The following is a 15,536-nucleotide window of genomic DNA, read 5'->3' as shown; positions in this document are numbered from 1 at the left end:
CCCCCCCCCCCCCGCCAACCCAGGGATAGCCCGCTTTTGACGTTGCTTCGGCCTCTGCGGGTTCCGGGCGCCGCCCGGACGACTACAATCCCCTTCATGCTGAAATTCTCGAATACCTCCCGCCGGGGGCGCCGGTGAGCGGCCGTGGTGGCAATGACGGCCAGGTCCGCATCATCGGTGGCCGCTGGCGCAATACCCGCCTGCCGGTGCCGACCCTGCCGGGCCTGCGGCCAAGCAGCGACCGCGTTCGCGAAACGCTGTTCAACTGGCTGATGCCCCGGCTGGGCGGGGCGCGGGTGCTCGACCTGTTCGCCGGCAGCGGCGCGCTGGGCCTGGAGGCCGTCTCGCGCGGCGCCGCCCACGCCACCCTGGTCGAGCGCGATGCCCAGCTCGGGCGCAACCTGTCCGCCGCCGTCGCCAAGCTGCAGGCGGTAGACCAGGTCACCGTGGTCCAGGCCGATGCCCTGCGCTGGCTGCAAAGCGCCCCGGCGCAGCAGGCCGACCTGGTGTTCATCGACCCGCCGTTCGCCGATGGCCTGTGGCAGGACGTGCTGGCCCAGCTGCCGCGGCACCTGGCCGCCGATGCCTGGCTGTACCTGGAATCGCCGGCCGGCCACGTCCCGTCACTGCCGGCGGAATGGCTGCTGCACCGCGAGGGCGGCACCCGTGAGGTGCGCTTTGCCCTGTACCGCCGCGCCACTGCTACACTTTGACTTCATCTGAACATCTGCATCCGCCCATGACCGTGGCCAACCGCCGCATTGCCGTCTATCCCGGCACGTTCGATCCGATCACCAATGGTCATATCGACCTGGTGAGCCGGGCCGCGCCGTTGTTCGAAAAGGTCGTGGTCGGCGTGGCGCAGAGCCCGTCCAAGGGCCCGGCGCTGCCGCTGGAACAGCGCGTGCAGCTGGCCCGCGGCGCACTGGGCCACCACGGCAATGTCGAGGTCATCGGCTTCGATACGCTGCTGGCCCATTTCGTCCGTTCGGTCCAGGGTGGGGTGCTGCTGCGCGGCCTGCGCGCGGTGTCCGACTTCGAATACGAGTTCCAGATGGCCAGCATGAACCGCCATCTGATCCCCGAGGTCGAGACCCTGTTCCTGACCCCGGCCGAGCAGCACAGCTTCATTTCGTCCTCGCTGGTCCGCGAGATCGCGCGCCTGGGCGGTGACGTGTCCGGTTTCGTGCCGGCCGCGGTGCTCGAAGCCCTGCGCAAGGTCCGCGAAGCGAAGTCGGCACAGTCGTAAGTCCCGCTGTACCCGCACCCCATTACGTACACCACCACGCACCATTCCGGGAGGAAACCCATGAACACCACCATGCGCGCGATGCTGATCGCTTCGTTGGCCCTGGCCTTCACCGCCTGCAAGAAGGAAGAGGCCGCTCCGGTCGACGAAGCCAAGCAGGCGCTGGTCGCGCCGTCCAAGGACGACGATGCAGGCTGGAAGAAGTACCTGCAGGAAGTGGCCATCCAGAACATGGGCAACATCACCAACAGCCCGTTCCTGTACTACCTCTCGCCGGAATCGGACCCGGACTTCCAGGCCAAGTACGAGCGCCAGACCGAGAGCGCGACCCAGGCCGTGGCCCGTGGCGTGCAGCCGGGCAACATGCTGGCCTTCGGTTCGTCGGCCTCGGGCAAGATGGCTGACATGATCCAGGCCGTGTTCAAGGACGTGGGGCCGGATTCGATGAAGGGCGTGCGCGTCGTCTTCATCGGCCAGTCGGCCGACAACGCCCGCGTGCAGGCTGCGATCCAGCCGACCGGTGCCGAGTACATTTTCGTCGAAGCCAAGTAAGACCGAGCCATGGCGGCCATGCTCCGGCATGGCCCGGGCGGCGCTCCGCAAGCGCGCCGCTGATGACCTGACCGGCCCGCGCGCCCGCGCTGGCCGGTCCTTGTCCCAAGGCGCGGGCGAGGAGTATCGCCATGTCGCTGAAAATCAACGAGCTCTGCGTCAACTGCGACGTATGCGAGCCGGCCTGCCCGAACCAGGCCATTGCGATGGGTGAAACCATCTACGTGATCGACCCTGCGCGCTGCACCGAATGCGTGGGTCATTTCGACGAGCCACAGTGCGTGGTCGTCTGCCCGGTCGAATGCATCGATCCGGACCCGGAGATCGTGGAAACGGAAGACCAGCTGCTGGCCAAGCTGCGCCAGCTGCAGCACGATCACCCCGAACTCTATGCGGAGCCCCCATCCGAATGAAGACGCTGATCGTCCGTCCGCTGTTGCTGCTCGGCCTGCTGCTGAGCCCGATCGCCTGGGCCGACAGCCCTGTCCGTGCCGAACGCCCCGACGGCGCCGCCATTGCCAGTGGCCATGCGCTGGCCACCCAGGCCGGCATCGACATCCTGGCGCAGGGCGGCAATGCCTTCGACGCCGCGGTGGCCGTATCGTCCACGCTGGCGGTGGTCGAACCGATCAGTTCCGGGCTGGGCGGCGGTGGCTTCTTCCTGCTGCACGACGCGGCCACTGGCAAGGATGTGATGCTGGACGCGCGCGAGACTGCACCGGCTGCGGCAACGCCCCAGGCGTTCCTCGACAAGCAGGGCAACCTCGACCGTGACCGCTCGGTCAACGGCGCCTGGTCGGCGGGCATTCCGGGCCTGCCTGCGGCGCTGGTCGAACTGTCGGCCAAGCATGGCAAGCTGCCGCTGTCGGCGTCGCTGCAGCCGGCCATCCGCATCGCGCGCGAAGGTTTCCCGGTGTACGAGCGCATGGCCAAGGGCTATGCCTCGCGCCGTGAAGTGATGGAGCGCTTCCCCGGCACCCGCGAGGTCTACCTGCGCAACGGCAAGCCGATCGCCACCGGCGACCTGTTCAAGCAGCCGGAACTGGCGCAGACGCTGGAACGGCTGGCCGCCGGTGGCTTCGACGGTTTCTACAAGGGCCAGACCGGCAAACTGCTGCTGGAAGGCGTGAAGCAGGCGGGCGGCAAATGGACCGCCGAGGAACTGGCCGGATACCGGGTGAAGCAGCGCGAACCGATCGTCTTCAACTACAACGGCTGGAAGATCACCACGGCGCCGCCGCCGTCGTCCGGTGGCATCGCGCTGGCCAGCATGCTGCAGATCCTCGAAGGCTGGGACATCAAGAAGATGGACCCGGCCCACCGCACCCACCTGGTGGTGGAGTCGATGCGCCGCGCCTACCGCGACCGCACCTTCTTCCTGGGTGATCCGGACTTCGTGCAGATCCCGCAGAAGGTGCTGACCAGCAAGGATTACGCGCAGGGCCTGCGGGCCACCATCCATCCGGAGAAGGCCACGCCCAGCGACCTGCTGTCGGGCAATCCGACGCCGCTGGAAGATGACGAGACCACCCACTTCTCGATCATCGACCGCGACGGCAACCGCGTCGGTGCCACCCAGACCGTCAACCTGCTGTACGGCTCGGGGCTGATTCCGAAGGGCACCGGCGTGCTGCTGAACAACGAGATGGACGACTTCGCGCTGAAGCCGGGCACGCCCAACGCGTTCGGCGTGATGGGCTATGAAGCCAATGCGCCGAAGGCGGGCAAGCGCATGCTCAGCTCGATGACGCCCACCTTCATGGAGAACGCCGACAAGGTGGTGGTGCTGGGCACCCCGGGTGGCAGCCGCATCATCACCATGGTGCTGCTGGGCATCCTCGGCTACGACGCCGGTCTGGACGCACAGCAGGTGGCTGCGCTGCCGCGTTACCACCACCAGTGGCTGCCGGACCTGATCGAAGCCGAAGACGATGCGTTCGATGCCGGCACGGTGAAGCAGCTGCAGGCGATGGGCCACAGGATCGACCTGCCAGGCAACGTCGCTGCCGGTGGCCGCGGTTCCAGCCATGTGTGGGGCAACCTGCAGACCGTGGAATGGGACCGCAAGTCCAACACGCTGTTCGGCGGCAGCGACCCGCGCAACCCGGTGGGCAGCGCCCAGGTCGTGCCAGCGCGCTGATCCGGTTGTGCCGGCCGCTGGCCGGCAATCCGCTGGATCATCGAAACCCCGCCCGCAACGGCGGGGTTTTCCGTTTCCTTTCTAGCGATTATTTAACGAGCCGGCGCCGATAATCGACTCATGAAACTCTGGTCTATTCGTGGAAACTCGCAGCGCCTCGATGGCGGTGCGATGTTCGGCAACGCGCCGCGCGCGTTATGGGAAAAATGGGCAGCGCCGGACGAGCTCAACCGCATCGAGCTGGCCTGCCGTGCGCTGCTTGCCAGCCCGCTGGAAGGCAAGACGGTGTTGTTCGAAACCGGTATCGGCGCGTTCTTCGATCCGCGCATGCGCGAGCGCTATGGCGTGCAGGAAAGCCAGCACGTGCTGATCGATTCGCTGCGCGAAGCCGGTTTCGAACACGAGGACATCGATGTGGTGGTGCTCAGCCACCTGCACTTCGATCATGCCGGTGGCCTGCTGGCGGCATGGAGCGAAGGGCGGGAGCCCGAGCTGCTGTTCCCCAACGCGACCTACGTGGTGGGCGCACAGCACTGGCAGCGCGCCGTGCAGCCGCATCCGCGGGATCGGGCCAGCTTCATTCCGGAGCTGCCGGGCCTGCTGCAGGCCAGTGGCCGCCTGGAAGTGGTGGACGGGGAATACTCCAAGGCGTTGGGGCGCAGCGTGCGTTTCAGCTACAGCGATGGCCACACGCCAGGGCTGATGCTGGCCGAGATCGTCGGCCATGCGCATGCCGGCGAGGGCGCGCATGGTGGCGTGGTGTTCTGCGCCGACCTGATTCCGGGCCGCTCATGGGTACACGTGCCGATCACCATGGGCTACGACCGCAACGCCGAGCTGCTGATCGACGAGAAGCGGCAGTTCCTCGAGGACAAGCTGGCGCGCAACGTGCATCTGTTCTTCACCCACGATCCGCAGGTGGCGTTGGCGCAGCTCGGTCGCGATGACAAGGGTCGTTTCGTCACCCTGCATGAGCAGGGTGAACTGAAGGCGCGCGCATTGGGGTAATGAAATGGCCGGGCAATGCCCGGCCCTTCACTGATGCAGTAGAACCACGCCATGCGCGGATGGCGTTCTATCCGGGCGCGACGATTACGACGCCTTCAGGCAGCTGCTCATGAAGGTCTTGCGTGCATCACCGGCCAGCTTCTTGGCGCCCGCATCGGCATTGCACTTGCGCATGCGCTCCTGCTGCGGGTTGACCGCCTTGGTTTCGGTGGCGTGGCCGCTGAGGCAGGCGCTCTGCGCGGTCTTGTAGGCGTCGCCCTTCAGCCCCTTGTTCTTGGCCGAGCAGTCGGCCATGCGCTGCTGCTGCGGGGTGGTGGCGTTGGCGGCCAGCGGCAGGCCGACCAGAAGAACGGCGGCCAGCAGGAAAGAGGCTTTCATCAGGGTGCTCCAGGCGGTGGCGGGTGCGCGGAGCATTCGCTTCCGGCCCGCAAGGCCACGTGAAGAATCGCCGCCCGGTCGCGCCTGCTTGCGTCGGCATTCAGATCGGCGTATTACTTAGCCATATGGGTAAGTATGATCCCGCCATTCAACGGATCTTCCACGCCCTGGCCGACCCCACCCGTTGCGCGATCGTGGCCGCGCTGGGGCAGGGGCCGTGCACGGTGTCGATGCTGGCCGAGCCGTTCCAGATGGCGTTGCCTTCGCTGATGAAGCACCTGGCCGTGCTGGAACGCAGCGGCGTCGTGCGCAGCCACAAGCAGGGGCGCATACGTACCTGCGAACTGGTGCCGGCGCGGCTGGGCCAGGCCGAGCAGTGGCTGGCCGAACAGCGCGTCCTGTGGGATGCGCGTGCCGACCGCATGGTCGATTTCGTCGAAACCCTTCACCGACAGGAGCAGGCTCATGGCCGAGGACGCAAGTAGCAATCCGGACACCGATCTGGTCATCAGCCGCTTGTTGAACGCACCGCGCGCGGCACTCTGGCGGGCCTGGACAGACCCCGAACTGCTGCGCCAGTGGTGGTGCCCGAAGCCGTGGACCACCGAGGTGCGTGCGTTCGACCTGAGTCCTGGCGGGGCCTTCCACACCTTCATGCAGGGCCCCGATGGCGGCAGCAGTGACAATCCGGGCAGCTTCCTGGAGGTGGTGCCGCAGCAGCGCCTGGTGTTTACCTCGATGCTGGGCGCGGGCTGGCGCCCGCAGTCACCGTGGCTGGGCTTCACCGCCATCATCACGATGGAGGACGAGGGCCAGGGCTGCCGTTACACCGCGCGGGTGATGCATCCGGACAAGGCGCTGCGCGACCAGCATGAGTAGCTGGGCTTCTTCGACGGCTGGAACACCGCCATCGGCCAGCTGGAGGCCTTCGCGGCCGGGTTGTAATGCCGTGCCTGGGGTCAGATCCCCTTCGCAGCGAAAGGGTTCTGACCCCGGTTCAGCGGATCAACCGACGCGGGTACCGAAGATGCGGTCGCCGGCATCGCCCAGGCCCGGCAGGATGTAGCCCTTGTCGTTGAGCTGGGCATCGATGGCCGCGGTGTAGATCTCCACGTCCGGATGCACGGCCTTGACCGCGTCGATGCCTTCCGGCGCGGCGACCAGGAAGATGCCCTTGATGCGGCGGGCGCCTGCGCGCTTGAGCATGTCGATGGTGGCGATCAGGGTGCCGCCGGTGGCCAGCATCGGATCCAGGATCAGCGCATCGCGCTCTTCCAGGCGACCGGTCAGGCGCTCGAAGTAGGGCACCGGCTGCAGGGTTTCCTCATCACGCTGCAGGCCGACCACGCTGACGCGGGCGGCCGGGATCAGCGACAGCACGCCGCTGAGCATGCCCAGGCCGGCACGCAGGATCGGCACCACGGTGATCTTGGCGCCGGCGATGCGCTGCACGGTGACCGGGCCGGCCCAGCCGGGCAGGGTGTGCGGCTCGGTGTCCAGGTCGGCGGTGGCCTCGTAGGCCAGCAGCGTGCCCAGCTCATTGGCCAGTTCGCGGAAATCCTTGGTGCTGAGTGCGGCGTTGCGCATCAGGCCGATCTTGTGCTGCACCAGCGGGTGGCGCACTTCGACGATCTTCATGGTCGGGAAGGGGAAAAGGAGAGAGGACGCCATTTTGCCGGATCGGTGGGCCGAACCCAAACCCGCGCTTCGTCAAATGTGCAGATCCATGTCATGGCCATGCAACCTTGCGGACATACCGTGCAGACCCATTCTTAACAGGAATGGGGATTCCCAGTGCATATCAAGACTCCGTTGGCCGTTGCCATCACCCTGACCCTGGCGATGGGGGCGGTTGCACCGCTGCAGGCCGCCGGGCAGCAGGCGGTTGCCGCCACCGGCGCGGTGGCCGCCGACGCGGTCGACCTCGACCGCATCGAAGTGCGTGCGCAGCTCGAATCGCAGATCCGCGCGGTCGACCTCAAGCGCAGCAGCGATGCCATCGAGGACGCCGTGTCCTCCGATGCCCTGGGCCAGTACCCGGACAAGAACGTGGCCGAGTCGCTGCAGCGCCTGCCGGGCGTCAGCGTGACCCGTGACCAGGGCGAAGGCCGCTTTGTGGTCATCCGCGGCCTGGACGCCAACCTCAACAGCGTCAGCGTCGATGGCATCGCCATCGGCACGCCGGAGGATTCCAGCCGCGCCGCGCCGCTGGACGTCATCCCGTCCGATTCCACCGAGCGCCTGCGCGTGGTCAAGTCGCCAACCCCGGACATGCCGGGCGATGCCATTGGTGGCGCGGTGCTGGTGGAGTCGGCCTCGGCCTTCGACCGCGACGGTCGCAGCCTGCGCGCCAAGATCGAGGGCAGCCACCAGCAGCTGTCCGGCGAGACCAGCCCCAAGGCCGCTTTCAACTACAGCGAAGTGTTCAACGACACCTTCGGCGTGGCGCTGGGCGTGAACTACCAGAAGCGCAAGTTCGAGTCGGACAACACCGAAGTGGAATACGACGGCGAGGATGATGCCGCGCCTGGCGACGTCACTGCGATCAACCTGCAGCACCGCAAGTACGAGATCGAGCGCAAGCGCATCGGTGCCAACCTCAACCTCGACTGGCGCCCGAACGAAGACAGCAAGTACTACCTGCGCACGCTGTACAGCCAGTTCGACGATGCCGAAACCCGCCAGCGGGTGATCTTCAACTTCGATGACGCGAAGATGGTCAAGACCGGCACCGACCAGTACCGCCTGGATGGCATGCCGAAGGATTCGATCGACAAGCGCATGCGCTACCGCACCAAGAAGGAAAACACCTTTGCGGCAAGCCTGGGCGGCGAGAACAAGCTGACCAATGCCGTGGTCGATTACAAGGTGGGCTACACCCGCACCGAAGAGCGTGTGAACGACGAGATGGAGGCCCGCTTCAAGCTCAACGGCGCGCCGTTCAACGGCAGCCTGGACCAGCGCAGTCGACTGCCCAGCTACAGCTTCGACAACCCGCAGTGGCTGGACAACGGCAACTACGCGTTCGACCGCTTCGTTCTCTCGCCCAAGCAGGTCAATGACAAGGAACACAGCGCGCAGGTCAACGTGCGCTTCGACGGCGACAGCGGCAGCATCAAGATCGGCCTGCTGGGCCGCTGGCGCGACCGCGACGTCAACGTTGATGAGAGCGAGCTGCGCGTCGGCCCGAAGGTGGCGCTGTCGAGCTGGACCACCTCCTCGCCGGAGCATCGCCACGGCAACATGGGTGACGGTATGGATTCGGCCGCGATGCGCGCGTTCTGGGCGGCCAATGGCAGCCAGTACAGTGCGCGGCCGCAGGACCTTGGCGGCAACGCAATGACCTCGCTGGAAGAAGACTACGTGGCCAGCGAGGACATCTTCGCCAGCTACGCGATGGGTACCTGGGACATCGGCGCACTGCGCATCATTGGCGGCGTGCGCGTGGAAAACACCCAGTTCAAGGCCACCGGCAACCAGGTGGACGTGGCGGCCAACGGCCGCAGCTTCACCGTCACCCCGCGCGTGGCCAACAGCAGCTACACCAACGTGCTGCCGGGCCTGCACCTGCGCTACGACGCCGCAGACGACTGGGTGCTGCGCGCCTCGGCCAACAAGACCGTATCGCGCCCTTCGTTCGGTGACATTTCGCCGCGCGTGGGCTACAGCCGCGGTGACGAGGAAGTGCGGTTGGGCAATCCGGAGCTGGATCCTTACGAATCGAAGAACATCGATCTGTCGGTGGAGAAGTACATCGGCAGCACCGGCATCGTGTCGCTGGGCCTGTTCCACAAGTCGATCGACGGTTACATCGTGGAAACCGTGCGCACCAATGACCCGGACTATGGCGGCTTCGACGTGACCCAGCCGATCAACGGCCGCAAGGCCACGGTGCGCGGTGCGGAATTCAACTGGCAGCAGCAGCTGGCGTTCCTGCCGGCCGGCCTGGACGGGCTGCTGGTCGGTGCCAGCGGTACCTGGCTCGACACTACGTTCGATGCTGGCATCAAGGATCGTGCGGGCGAAGACTTCACCCTGCCGCGCGCCTCCAAGCACGTCTACAGCGCGCATGTCGGCTATGAGAAGTACGGCCTGAGCACGCGGCTGGCGGCGGTGTACCGCAGCGAGTACCTGGACAGCATCGGCAAGGGACGCGCGTTCGACATCTACGTGGCGCCCAACACCCAGCTCGACTTCTCGCTGGACTACAAGTTCACCTCGCGCGTGAGCATGTATTTCGAAGCGCAGAACCTGCTGGACAAGCCGCTTGAGCTGTACCAGGGCACGCGCTCGCGCACCCTGCAGATGGAAGAGTATGGCCGCACCTACGCGCTGGGCCTGAAGGTGGCACTGTGATGGGGCGTGGTATCACCGTCCTGGCTGCCGCACTGATGGCCAGCCTGGCGGCTGGCTGTACGCCGGCCACGGGCAATGATCCGGCGGCGCCCGCGACGGCAGCGAAGGCCACCGGCGAGCGTGCGGTGGCCACCATCGCCGAGGCGTTCCTTTCGCCGATGACGCCGGCCGACAACATCGATTCGCCGGCGGCCTGGCGTGCACCGGACGGAGCGCTGTGGCTGATCGCCACCGCCAAGGCCACCGACAAGCTGGTGGTCTACGACGGCAGTACCGGCCAGCATCTGCGTGACGTTGGCAGCAGCGGTACCGCGAAGGGGCAGTTCGACCGCCCAAACGGCATCGCGGTGACCGACGACCTGCTGTGGATCGTGGAGCGCGACAATCACCGCGTGCAGGTGCTGAGCCTGCCGGACTTCACCCCGCTGGCGACGTTCGCTGCGGACGACCTGCGCAAGCCGTACGGCCTGTGGGTCGACCGCCGGGCCGATGGCTACAGCGTCTACGTCACCGACTCCTGGGACAACGGCGAGGATGCGCAGGGGCGTGACATCCTGCCGCCGCTGGCTGAACTGGACAAGCGCGTGCGCCAGTACCACGTGACCCGCGACGGTGCCAAGGTCGAGGCGACGCTGGTGGCCAGCATCGGTGATACCACCGAGGCCGGTGCGCTGCGCGTTGTCGAATCGATCTGGGGCGACCCCGAAAACGATCGCCTGCTGATTGCCGAAGAGGACGAAAGCTACGCCAGCGAGTTCAAGGTCTACACCCTGGCCGGCCGCTTCACCGGCACCACCTTCGGCCGCGACGTGTTCAAGGCACAGGCCGAAGGCGTGACCCTGCGCACCTGTGGCAAGGACGGCTGGTGGATCACCACCGAGCAGGGCAAGCAGCGCAGCGTGTTCCACCTGTTCGATCGTCACACGCTGAAGCCGGTGGGCGCGTTCCAGGGCAACACCGTGGCCAACACCGATGGCATCTGGATGATGCAGCAGCCCAGTGCGCGGTTCCCGCACGGTGCGCTGTATGCGGTGCATGACGACCAGGGCGTGGTGGCGTTCGACTGGGAGAGCATCGCCAAGCAGCTCGCGCTGCCGCTGGAGTGTGGCGCATGAGCGGGCGTCACATGATGCATGGCCTGGCGCTGGGCCTGATGCTGGCGTTGCCGTCGCTGTCGTTCGCGGCGGCCGAGCCGAATACCCAGGTGCCGGCGGGCAGCCGCCACTACGCAGCGACGACGGTGCCGGACCGCATCGTCGCCTCGCCGTCGGCTGATCCCAGCCACGCTTTCGCCGTGGCCTGGCGTACCGATGGCAGCGTGCAGGCGCCACTGCTGGAGATCGCGCTGGCTGCAGATTCGCCGGCCATCGAGGGCATCCGTCAGGTGCGTGCGACGACGCGCGCACTGCAGACCGAAAACGGGCTGTCGCATCACCATCGTGCCGACATCGGCGGCCTGCAGCCGGATACCCAGTACGTCTACCGCGTGCAGGGCAATGGCAGCTGGAGCGCGTGGAACCAGCTGCGCACGCTGGCGGCCGCCGACCAGCCGCTGACCCTGCTGTACTTCGGTGACACCCAGAACAAGAACGTGAGCCATGTCAGCCGGGTCGTGCGTGCTGCGCAGAAGGCGGCACCGCAGGCGCGCATGAGCCTGTTTGCCGGCGATCTGGTCAGCGGCGGCGACAACATGGACGACAGCGAGTGGGGCGAATGGTTTGCGGCTACCGGCTGGCTGGCGCAGGAAACGCTGGTGGCGCCGGCAATCGGCAACCACGAGTACTTCGAGGAGTTCGAGGACACCCCGCAGGAGCGCCGCGTGCTGGGCAAGCACTGGCCGGTGACCTTCGCGTTGCCGGGCAACGGCGCCAGTGCAGCGCAGCAGACCAGCTACTGGTTCGATGCGCAGGGCGTGCGCGTGGCCGTGGTCGATGGCACCTCGGCACTCGACCTGGGTACGGCCAAGGCGCAGGCGCAGTGGCTGGACAAGGTGCTGACCGGCAATCCGCAGCCGTGGACCCTCGTGCTGCTGCACCAGCCGTTCTACTCGCCGCGCGAAGGCCGCGAGAACGCCGCGTTGCGTGACGTGCTGCTGCCGGTGGTACGCCGCCACAACGTCGATCTGGTGCTGCAGGGGCACGATCACACCTACGGCCGCCGGGGTGAAGGACACGCTGCGACGCCGCAGTACGTGGTGACCGTGGCTGGGCCGAAGCAGTACCGCCTTTCCGACGAAGCACGCAGGACGATGGATCCGGTGGCCGAGGACACCCAGTTGTTCCAGGTCCTGAACGTCGACCCGCAGCGCCTGCGCTATGAAGCGCGCACGGTGACAGGCCGTCTCTACGATGCCTTCGAACTGCAGCGTGACGCCAAGGGCAGCAAGACGCGAACGGAACTGACCGACGGCCGCGTCACGCCGCGCGACTGCCCCCGTTCGCAGACCGCCAAGGGTCGCGCCGACCGGTGCTGGGAATGAGCGCACGCCGATGACCACTCCCTCTCGCATCCTTCCCCTTGCTGCCATCGGTACTGCCCTGCTGTTGCTGGCCAGTGCGGTGACCGCCGCCGATGCCGTGCTGCATCCGTTCCTGGTGGCCCAGCCGAAGCAGGCCCCGCAGGAAGCGAACCTGGCGGTGGAGATCCCTGCCGGCAGCTTCACCAAGTACGAGATCAAGGAAGATGGGCTGGTGCATGTGGACCGCTTCCAGTCGATGCCGGTCGCCTATCCGGCCAACTACGGCTCGATGCCGCGTACCCTGGCCGGTGACAATGACCCGTTGGATGCGCTGGTGCTGACCCGCGAGCCGCTGCATCCGGGGGTGATCGTGCGTTTCCGGCCGATCGGCTACCTGAAGATGATCGATGGCGGCGAGCACGACGAGAAGATCATCGGCGTGCCCACCGACAAGGTCGACCCGACCTACGCCAACATCCGCGACCTGGCCGATCTGCCGGAGATCGAACGGCAGCGCATCGAGGCCTTCTTCCGGGTCTACAAGGACCTGCCGGCAGGCCGCAACCCGGTGCAGCTCAATGGCTGGGGCAACGCTGCCGAAGCACGGGCATTGATCAGCGAGGCGATGCAGCGCTTCAACCGGTAGATCCACGCGATGCGTGGATGCCCCGCCCACGCATCACCTTCACCGTCGCTGGCTATCATGTGCGCCTTCCATATCGAAGGCGGTGCATGTGTCGGTAGCGTTGCTATGGTTCCGTCGTGACCTGCGGCTGCAGGACAATCCGGCCCTGCAGGCCGCGTTGGAGGCGGGCCACGAGGTGGTGCCGGTCTACATCCACGCGCCGCACGAGGAAGGTGAGTGGGTGCCGGGCGCGGCCTCCGACGCGTGGCGCCACCGTTCGCTGGCCGCGCTGGATGCCGACCTGCGTTCGCGCGGCTCGTCGCTGGTGCTGCGCTGTGGCGACAGCCTGGCGACGCTGCAGGCGCTGGTCGAACAGACCGGCGCCGAGGCGGTGTACTGGAACCGCAAGTACGAACCGGCTACCCAGCCGCGCGACGCGGAGATCAAGCGCACGCTGCGCGAGCAGGGCATCGATGCGCAGAGCTGCAATGGCAGCCTGCTGTTCGAACCCTGGGACATCGCGACCCAGCAAGGCCAACCGTACAAGGTATTCACTCCGTACTGGCGCAACGTACTCAGTCATTGGCGCCTGCCGGCGCTGACGGCCGTGCCGAAGGTACTGACAGCGCACCCGGTCGACAGCCTCGCGCTGGATGAGCTGCGGCTTTCGCCAGCGCTGGACTGGGATGCCGGTTTCTGGGAGCACTGGCAGCCGGGCGAGGCCGGCGCGCTGGAGGCGTTGTCGGTGTTCGAGGACGGTGCGTTGCGCGGCTATCGCGAGCAGCGCGACCTGCCGGATCGCGTGGGAACGTCGCGGATGTCGCCCCACCTGCACTTCGGCGAGATCGCGCCATGGCGCATCGCCCATGCGCTGGAAGGCCTGCGCAGCGCCGGCACCGACGCCGATATCGACGGCTACCTGCGACAGCTGGGCTGGCGGGATTTCGCCTATCACCTGCTGCACAACTTCCCGAAGACGCCAACCGACAACCTCAATCCGCGCTTCGATCGCTTCCCGTGGGCAGATCCGAGCGCTGCGCAGCTGCATGACTGGCAGCGTGGCGACACCGGCGTGCCGATCGTCGACGCCGGCCTGCGCGAGCTGTGGCACACCGGCTACATGCACAACCGGGTGCGGATGATCGTGGCCAGTTACCTGTGCAAGCACCTGCGTGCGCACTGGTTGCATGGCGCGCGCTGGTTCTGGGACACCCTGGTCGACGCCGACCTGGCCAACAACACGATGGGCTGGCAATGGGTGGCCGGAACAGGCGCCGACGCCGCGCCGTACTTCCGCGTGTTCAATCCGGTGACCCAGGCCGAGAAGTTCGATCCGCAGGCGCGCTACATCACGCGCTGGGTGCCGGAACTGGCTGCGCTGCCGCTGAAGGCACGCTTCGCGCCGTGGCAGCACCCGCTGCTGCTGGAGGCGCATGCGCCTGGCTATCCGCGTACGCCGCTGGTGGACCTGGCGGCGGGTCGCGATGCCGCACTGGCCGCTTACCGCCAGTCGGGGGCGGGGTAAAGCGCGAGCTGAGCGATCCGGTCAGATAGCTGAACGCGGCCCTGTCGGCGTGCTGCATCATCATTCCGGCATCGCATCGGGCTGTTTATTCTCTTTGCGCCCGCAAGCCGCCGGCCGACCGGAAACCAAGGAGAACCCCATGATCCGCAACACCACCCGCAACGTCGCACTGGCCCTGATGAGTGCGGCCGTCCTGTCGGCCTGCGCCACCGGCGGCTCCTATGTGCAGAGTGACCAGTACGGCAACCCGACCGAGCAGCAGAACCGCACCGGCCGCAACGCGCTGATCGGTACCGCCATCGGCGTGGCTGCCGGCCTGCTGACCGGCGACAGCGCCACCGAGCGCCGCCAGCACGCGCTGATCGGCGCCGGTATCGGCGCACTCAGTGGCGCCGCTGTCGGCCAGTACCAGGATCGCCAGGAACGCGCACTGCGCGAGCGCACCGCCAACACCGGCATCGATGTGCAGCGCCAGGGCGACAACATCATGCTGAACCTGCCGGACGGCATCACCTTCGACTTCGGCAAGGCGACGCTGAAGCCGCAGTTCTATGGTTCGCTCAACGGCGTTGCCGGTACCCTGCGCGACTACAACCAGACCATGATCGAAGTGGTTGGCCACACCGACAGCATCGGCAGTGACGCGGTCAACAACCGCCTGTCGAAGGAGCGTGCCGACTCGGTTGCACAGTACCTGATCGGCCAGGGTGTGCAGAGCGTGCGCATTGAAACGCTGGGCGCCGGCAAGTCGTACCCGATTGCCGACAACAGCACCGATGCCGGCCGCGCCAAGAACCGCCGCGTCGAGATCCGCGTGATTCCGCTCAAGCAGTAACGCGTAGCGTTACGGTTCCGGCGTAGCCGGAACGAAAATGCCGCCCTTGCAGGCGGCATTTTCCGTAGGTGCCGAGCTTGCTCGGCACACCGACAGCGTTTCCGGTCGCTGCGTTTGCGTGCAGTGTCGACCAAGGTCGGCACCTATCGGGAGTCTGCCCGCCGGAACGAAAATGCCGCCCTTGCAGGCGGCATTTTCCGTAGGTGCCGAGCTTGCTCGGCACGCCGATAGCGTTCCCGTTCGCTGCGTTTGCGTGCAGTGCCGACCAAGGTCGGCATCTACCGGAAGTCTGCCCGCCGGAACGAAAATGCCGCCCTTGCAGGCGGCATTTTTGTGGGTGCCGAGCGTTGCTGGGCACACCGCATGACCGCGTGCTTTTTCGCTTTTGTAGAGTCGAGCCATGCTCGACT

The 15,536-nt window shown here is 66.7% G+C and carries 17 protein-coding genes; 14 read left to right on the top strand and 3 right to left on the bottom strand.

Annotation, left to right across the window (positions count from 1 at the left end; translation table 11 throughout):
- Positions 1-134: 134 nt before the first annotated feature.
- The 6 genes from rsmD (at position 135) to QRO93_RS18435 (ending at position 4,949) form a co-directional block, all read left to right on the top strand.
- A complete protein-coding gene (gene rsmD / locus QRO93_RS18460) occupies positions 135-713 on the top strand; it encodes a 16S rRNA (guanine(966)-N(2))-methyltransferase RsmD (protein WP_053449398.1) in 579 nt (192 codons plus the stop codon).
- Positions 714-739: 26 nt separating this feature from the next.
- Positions 740-1,249 carry a pantetheine-phosphate adenylyltransferase gene (coaD, locus tag QRO93_RS18455; RefSeq protein ID WP_006433094.1) on the top strand — a complete coding sequence of 170 codons (510 nt, stop codon included), beginning with the start codon at positions 740-742 and terminating at the stop codon, positions 1,247-1,249.
- A 60-nt stretch (positions 1,250-1,309) separates the two neighbouring features.
- Positions 1,310-1,801 (top strand): hypothetical protein, encoded by a 492-nt coding sequence (locus tag QRO93_RS18450; protein ID WP_006433096.1) that lies wholly within the window; start codon positions 1,310-1,312, stop codon positions 1,799-1,801.
- Between the two features lie 131 nt (positions 1,802-1,932).
- Positions 1,933-2,214: a YfhL family 4Fe-4S dicluster ferredoxin gene (locus tag QRO93_RS18445; RefSeq protein ID WP_004153175.1), complete on the top strand. Its 282-nt coding sequence runs from the start codon at positions 1,933-1,935 to the stop codon at positions 2,212-2,214.
- Entirely contained in the window at positions 2,211-3,941 is a 1,731-nt protein-coding gene (ggt, locus tag QRO93_RS18440) for a gamma-glutamyltransferase (RefSeq protein WP_180879866.1), read from the top strand. Before QRO93_RS18445 ends, ggt begins: the two co-directional genes overlap by 4 nt.
- Before the next feature lie 120 nt (positions 3,942-4,061).
- Positions 4,062-4,949, top strand: coding sequence for an MBL fold metallo-hydrolase (locus QRO93_RS18435; RefSeq protein WP_053449400.1), 888 nt, complete (start codon positions 4,062-4,064; stop codon positions 4,947-4,949).
- An 84-nt stretch (positions 4,950-5,033) separates the two neighbouring features.
- Here the strand turns inward: QRO93_RS18435 and QRO93_RS18430 are convergent, their stop codons facing one another.
- Positions 5,034-5,327 (bottom strand): PsiF family protein, encoded by a 294-nt coding sequence (locus tag QRO93_RS18430; protein WP_053511883.1) that lies wholly within the window; start codon positions 5,325-5,327, stop codon positions 5,034-5,036.
- A 59-nt stretch (positions 5,328-5,386) separates the two neighbouring features.
- Here QRO93_RS18430 and QRO93_RS18425 point away from each other — a divergent pair, with 59 nt between their 5' ends.
- The gene (locus tag QRO93_RS18425) at positions 5,387-5,812 is read left to right on the top strand and encodes a helix-turn-helix transcriptional regulator (RefSeq protein WP_230078992.1); all 426 of its coding nucleotides are present in this window, start codon (positions 5,387-5,389) and stop codon (positions 5,810-5,812) included.
- A complete protein-coding gene (locus tag QRO93_RS18420) occupies positions 5,793-6,206 on the top strand; it encodes an SRPBCC family protein (protein ID WP_322535738.1) in 414 nt (137 codons plus the stop codon). The genes QRO93_RS18425 and QRO93_RS18420 overlap by 20 nt, the downstream gene beginning before the upstream one ends.
- Before the next feature lie 126 nt (positions 6,207-6,332).
- On the opposite strand, the gene upp is transcribed toward QRO93_RS18420, so the two are convergent.
- Positions 6,333-6,965, bottom strand: coding sequence for a uracil phosphoribosyltransferase (gene upp / locus QRO93_RS18415; protein WP_049457648.1), 633 nt, complete (start codon positions 6,963-6,965; stop codon positions 6,333-6,335).
- Positions 6,966-7,169: 204 nt separating this feature from the next.
- Here upp and QRO93_RS18410 point away from each other — a divergent pair, with 204 nt between their 5' ends.
- From QRO93_RS18410 to QRO93_RS18385, 6 genes are all read left to right on the top strand, one after another.
- On the top strand, positions 7,170-9,683 hold the full coding sequence (locus tag QRO93_RS18410) for a TonB-dependent receptor (RefSeq protein ID WP_219626257.1): 2,514 nt from the start codon (positions 7,170-7,172) through the stop codon (positions 9,681-9,683).
- Positions 9,683-10,798 carry a phytase gene (locus QRO93_RS18405; RefSeq protein ID WP_180879862.1) on the top strand — a complete coding sequence of 372 codons (1,116 nt, stop codon included), beginning with the start codon at positions 9,683-9,685 and terminating at the stop codon, positions 10,796-10,798. Before QRO93_RS18410 ends, QRO93_RS18405 begins: the two co-directional genes overlap by 1 nt.
- Positions 10,795-12,162 carry a metallophosphoesterase family protein gene (locus tag QRO93_RS18400; RefSeq protein WP_180879860.1) on the top strand — a complete coding sequence of 456 codons (1,368 nt, stop codon included), beginning with the start codon at positions 10,795-10,797 and terminating at the stop codon, positions 12,160-12,162. The genes QRO93_RS18405 and QRO93_RS18400 overlap by 4 nt, the downstream gene beginning before the upstream one ends.
- A 10-nt stretch (positions 12,163-12,172) precedes the next feature.
- Positions 12,173-12,787 carry an inorganic diphosphatase gene (locus tag QRO93_RS18395; protein WP_180879858.1) on the top strand — a complete coding sequence of 205 codons (615 nt, stop codon included), beginning with the start codon at positions 12,173-12,175 and terminating at the stop codon, positions 12,785-12,787.
- A gap of 88 nt (positions 12,788-12,875) precedes the next feature.
- On the top strand, positions 12,876-14,291 hold the full coding sequence (locus QRO93_RS18390; RefSeq protein WP_180879856.1) for a deoxyribodipyrimidine photo-lyase: 1,416 nt from the start codon (positions 12,876-12,878) through the stop codon (positions 14,289-14,291).
- A 139-nt stretch (positions 14,292-14,430) separates the two neighbouring features.
- Positions 14,431-15,126 carry an OmpA family lipoprotein gene (locus tag QRO93_RS18385; protein ID WP_008267948.1) on the top strand — a complete coding sequence of 232 codons (696 nt, stop codon included), beginning with the start codon at positions 14,431-14,433 and terminating at the stop codon, positions 15,124-15,126.
- Positions 15,127-15,135: 9 nt separating this feature from the next.
- Here QRO93_RS18385 and QRO93_RS18380 read toward each other — a convergent pair.
- Positions 15,136-15,536 (bottom strand): hypothetical protein (locus QRO93_RS18380; protein ID WP_285304313.1); only part of this gene is annotated, 401 nt, incomplete at its 5' end.

Origin of the sequence: Stenotrophomonas maltophilia group sp. Smal17, from assembly GCF_030237045.1 — a bacterium.
Lineage (GTDB): Bacteria > Pseudomonadota > Gammaproteobacteria > Xanthomonadales > Xanthomonadaceae > Stenotrophomonas > Stenotrophomonas forensis.
Note: the sequence above shows the minus strand (reverse complement) of the source record. Positions and strands in the feature narration are given on the sequence as shown.

What these genes read in the sequence shown, in the direction of transcription:
- coaD (WP_006433094.1), top strand. Translation starts at nt 740, where the DNA reads ATGACCGTGGCCAACCGCCGCATTGCCGTCTATCCCGGCACGTTCGAT.
- QRO93_RS18450 (WP_006433096.1), top strand. Translation starts at nt 1,310, where the DNA reads ATGAACACCACCATGCGCGCGATGCTGATCGCTTCGTTGGCCCTGGCC.
- QRO93_RS18445 (WP_004153175.1), top strand. Translation starts at nt 1,933, where the DNA reads ATGTCGCTGAAAATCAACGAGCTCTGCGTCAACTGCGACGTATGCGAG.
- ggt (WP_180879866.1), top strand. Translation starts at nt 2,211, where the DNA reads ATGAAGACGCTGATCGTCCGTCCGCTGTTGCTGCTCGGCCTGCTGCTG.
- QRO93_RS18435 (WP_053449400.1), top strand. Translation starts at nt 4,062, where the DNA reads ATGAAACTCTGGTCTATTCGTGGAAACTCGCAGCGCCTCGATGGCGGT.
- QRO93_RS18430 (WP_053511883.1), bottom strand. Translation starts at nt 5,327, where the DNA reads ATGAAAGCCTCTTTCCTGCTGGCCGCCGTTCTTCTGGTCGGCCTGCCG.
- QRO93_RS18420 (WP_322535738.1), top strand. Translation starts at nt 5,793, where the DNA reads ATGGCCGAGGACGCAAGTAGCAATCCGGACACCGATCTGGTCATCAGC.
- upp (WP_049457648.1), bottom strand. Translation starts at nt 6,965, where the DNA reads ATGAAGATCGTCGAAGTGCGCCACCCGCTGGTGCAGCACAAGATCGGC.
- QRO93_RS18410 (WP_219626257.1), top strand. Translation starts at nt 7,170, where the DNA reads ATGGGGGCGGTTGCACCGCTGCAGGCCGCCGGGCAGCAGGCGGTTGCC.
- QRO93_RS18405 (WP_180879862.1), top strand. Translation starts at nt 9,683, where the DNA reads ATGGGGCGTGGTATCACCGTCCTGGCTGCCGCACTGATGGCCAGCCTG.
- QRO93_RS18400 (WP_180879860.1), top strand. Translation starts at nt 10,795, where the DNA reads ATGAGCGGGCGTCACATGATGCATGGCCTGGCGCTGGGCCTGATGCTG.
- QRO93_RS18395 (WP_180879858.1), top strand. Translation starts at nt 12,173, where the DNA reads ATGACCACTCCCTCTCGCATCCTTCCCCTTGCTGCCATCGGTACTGCC.
- QRO93_RS18385 (WP_008267948.1), top strand. Translation starts at nt 14,431, where the DNA reads ATGATCCGCAACACCACCCGCAACGTCGCACTGGCCCTGATGAGTGCG.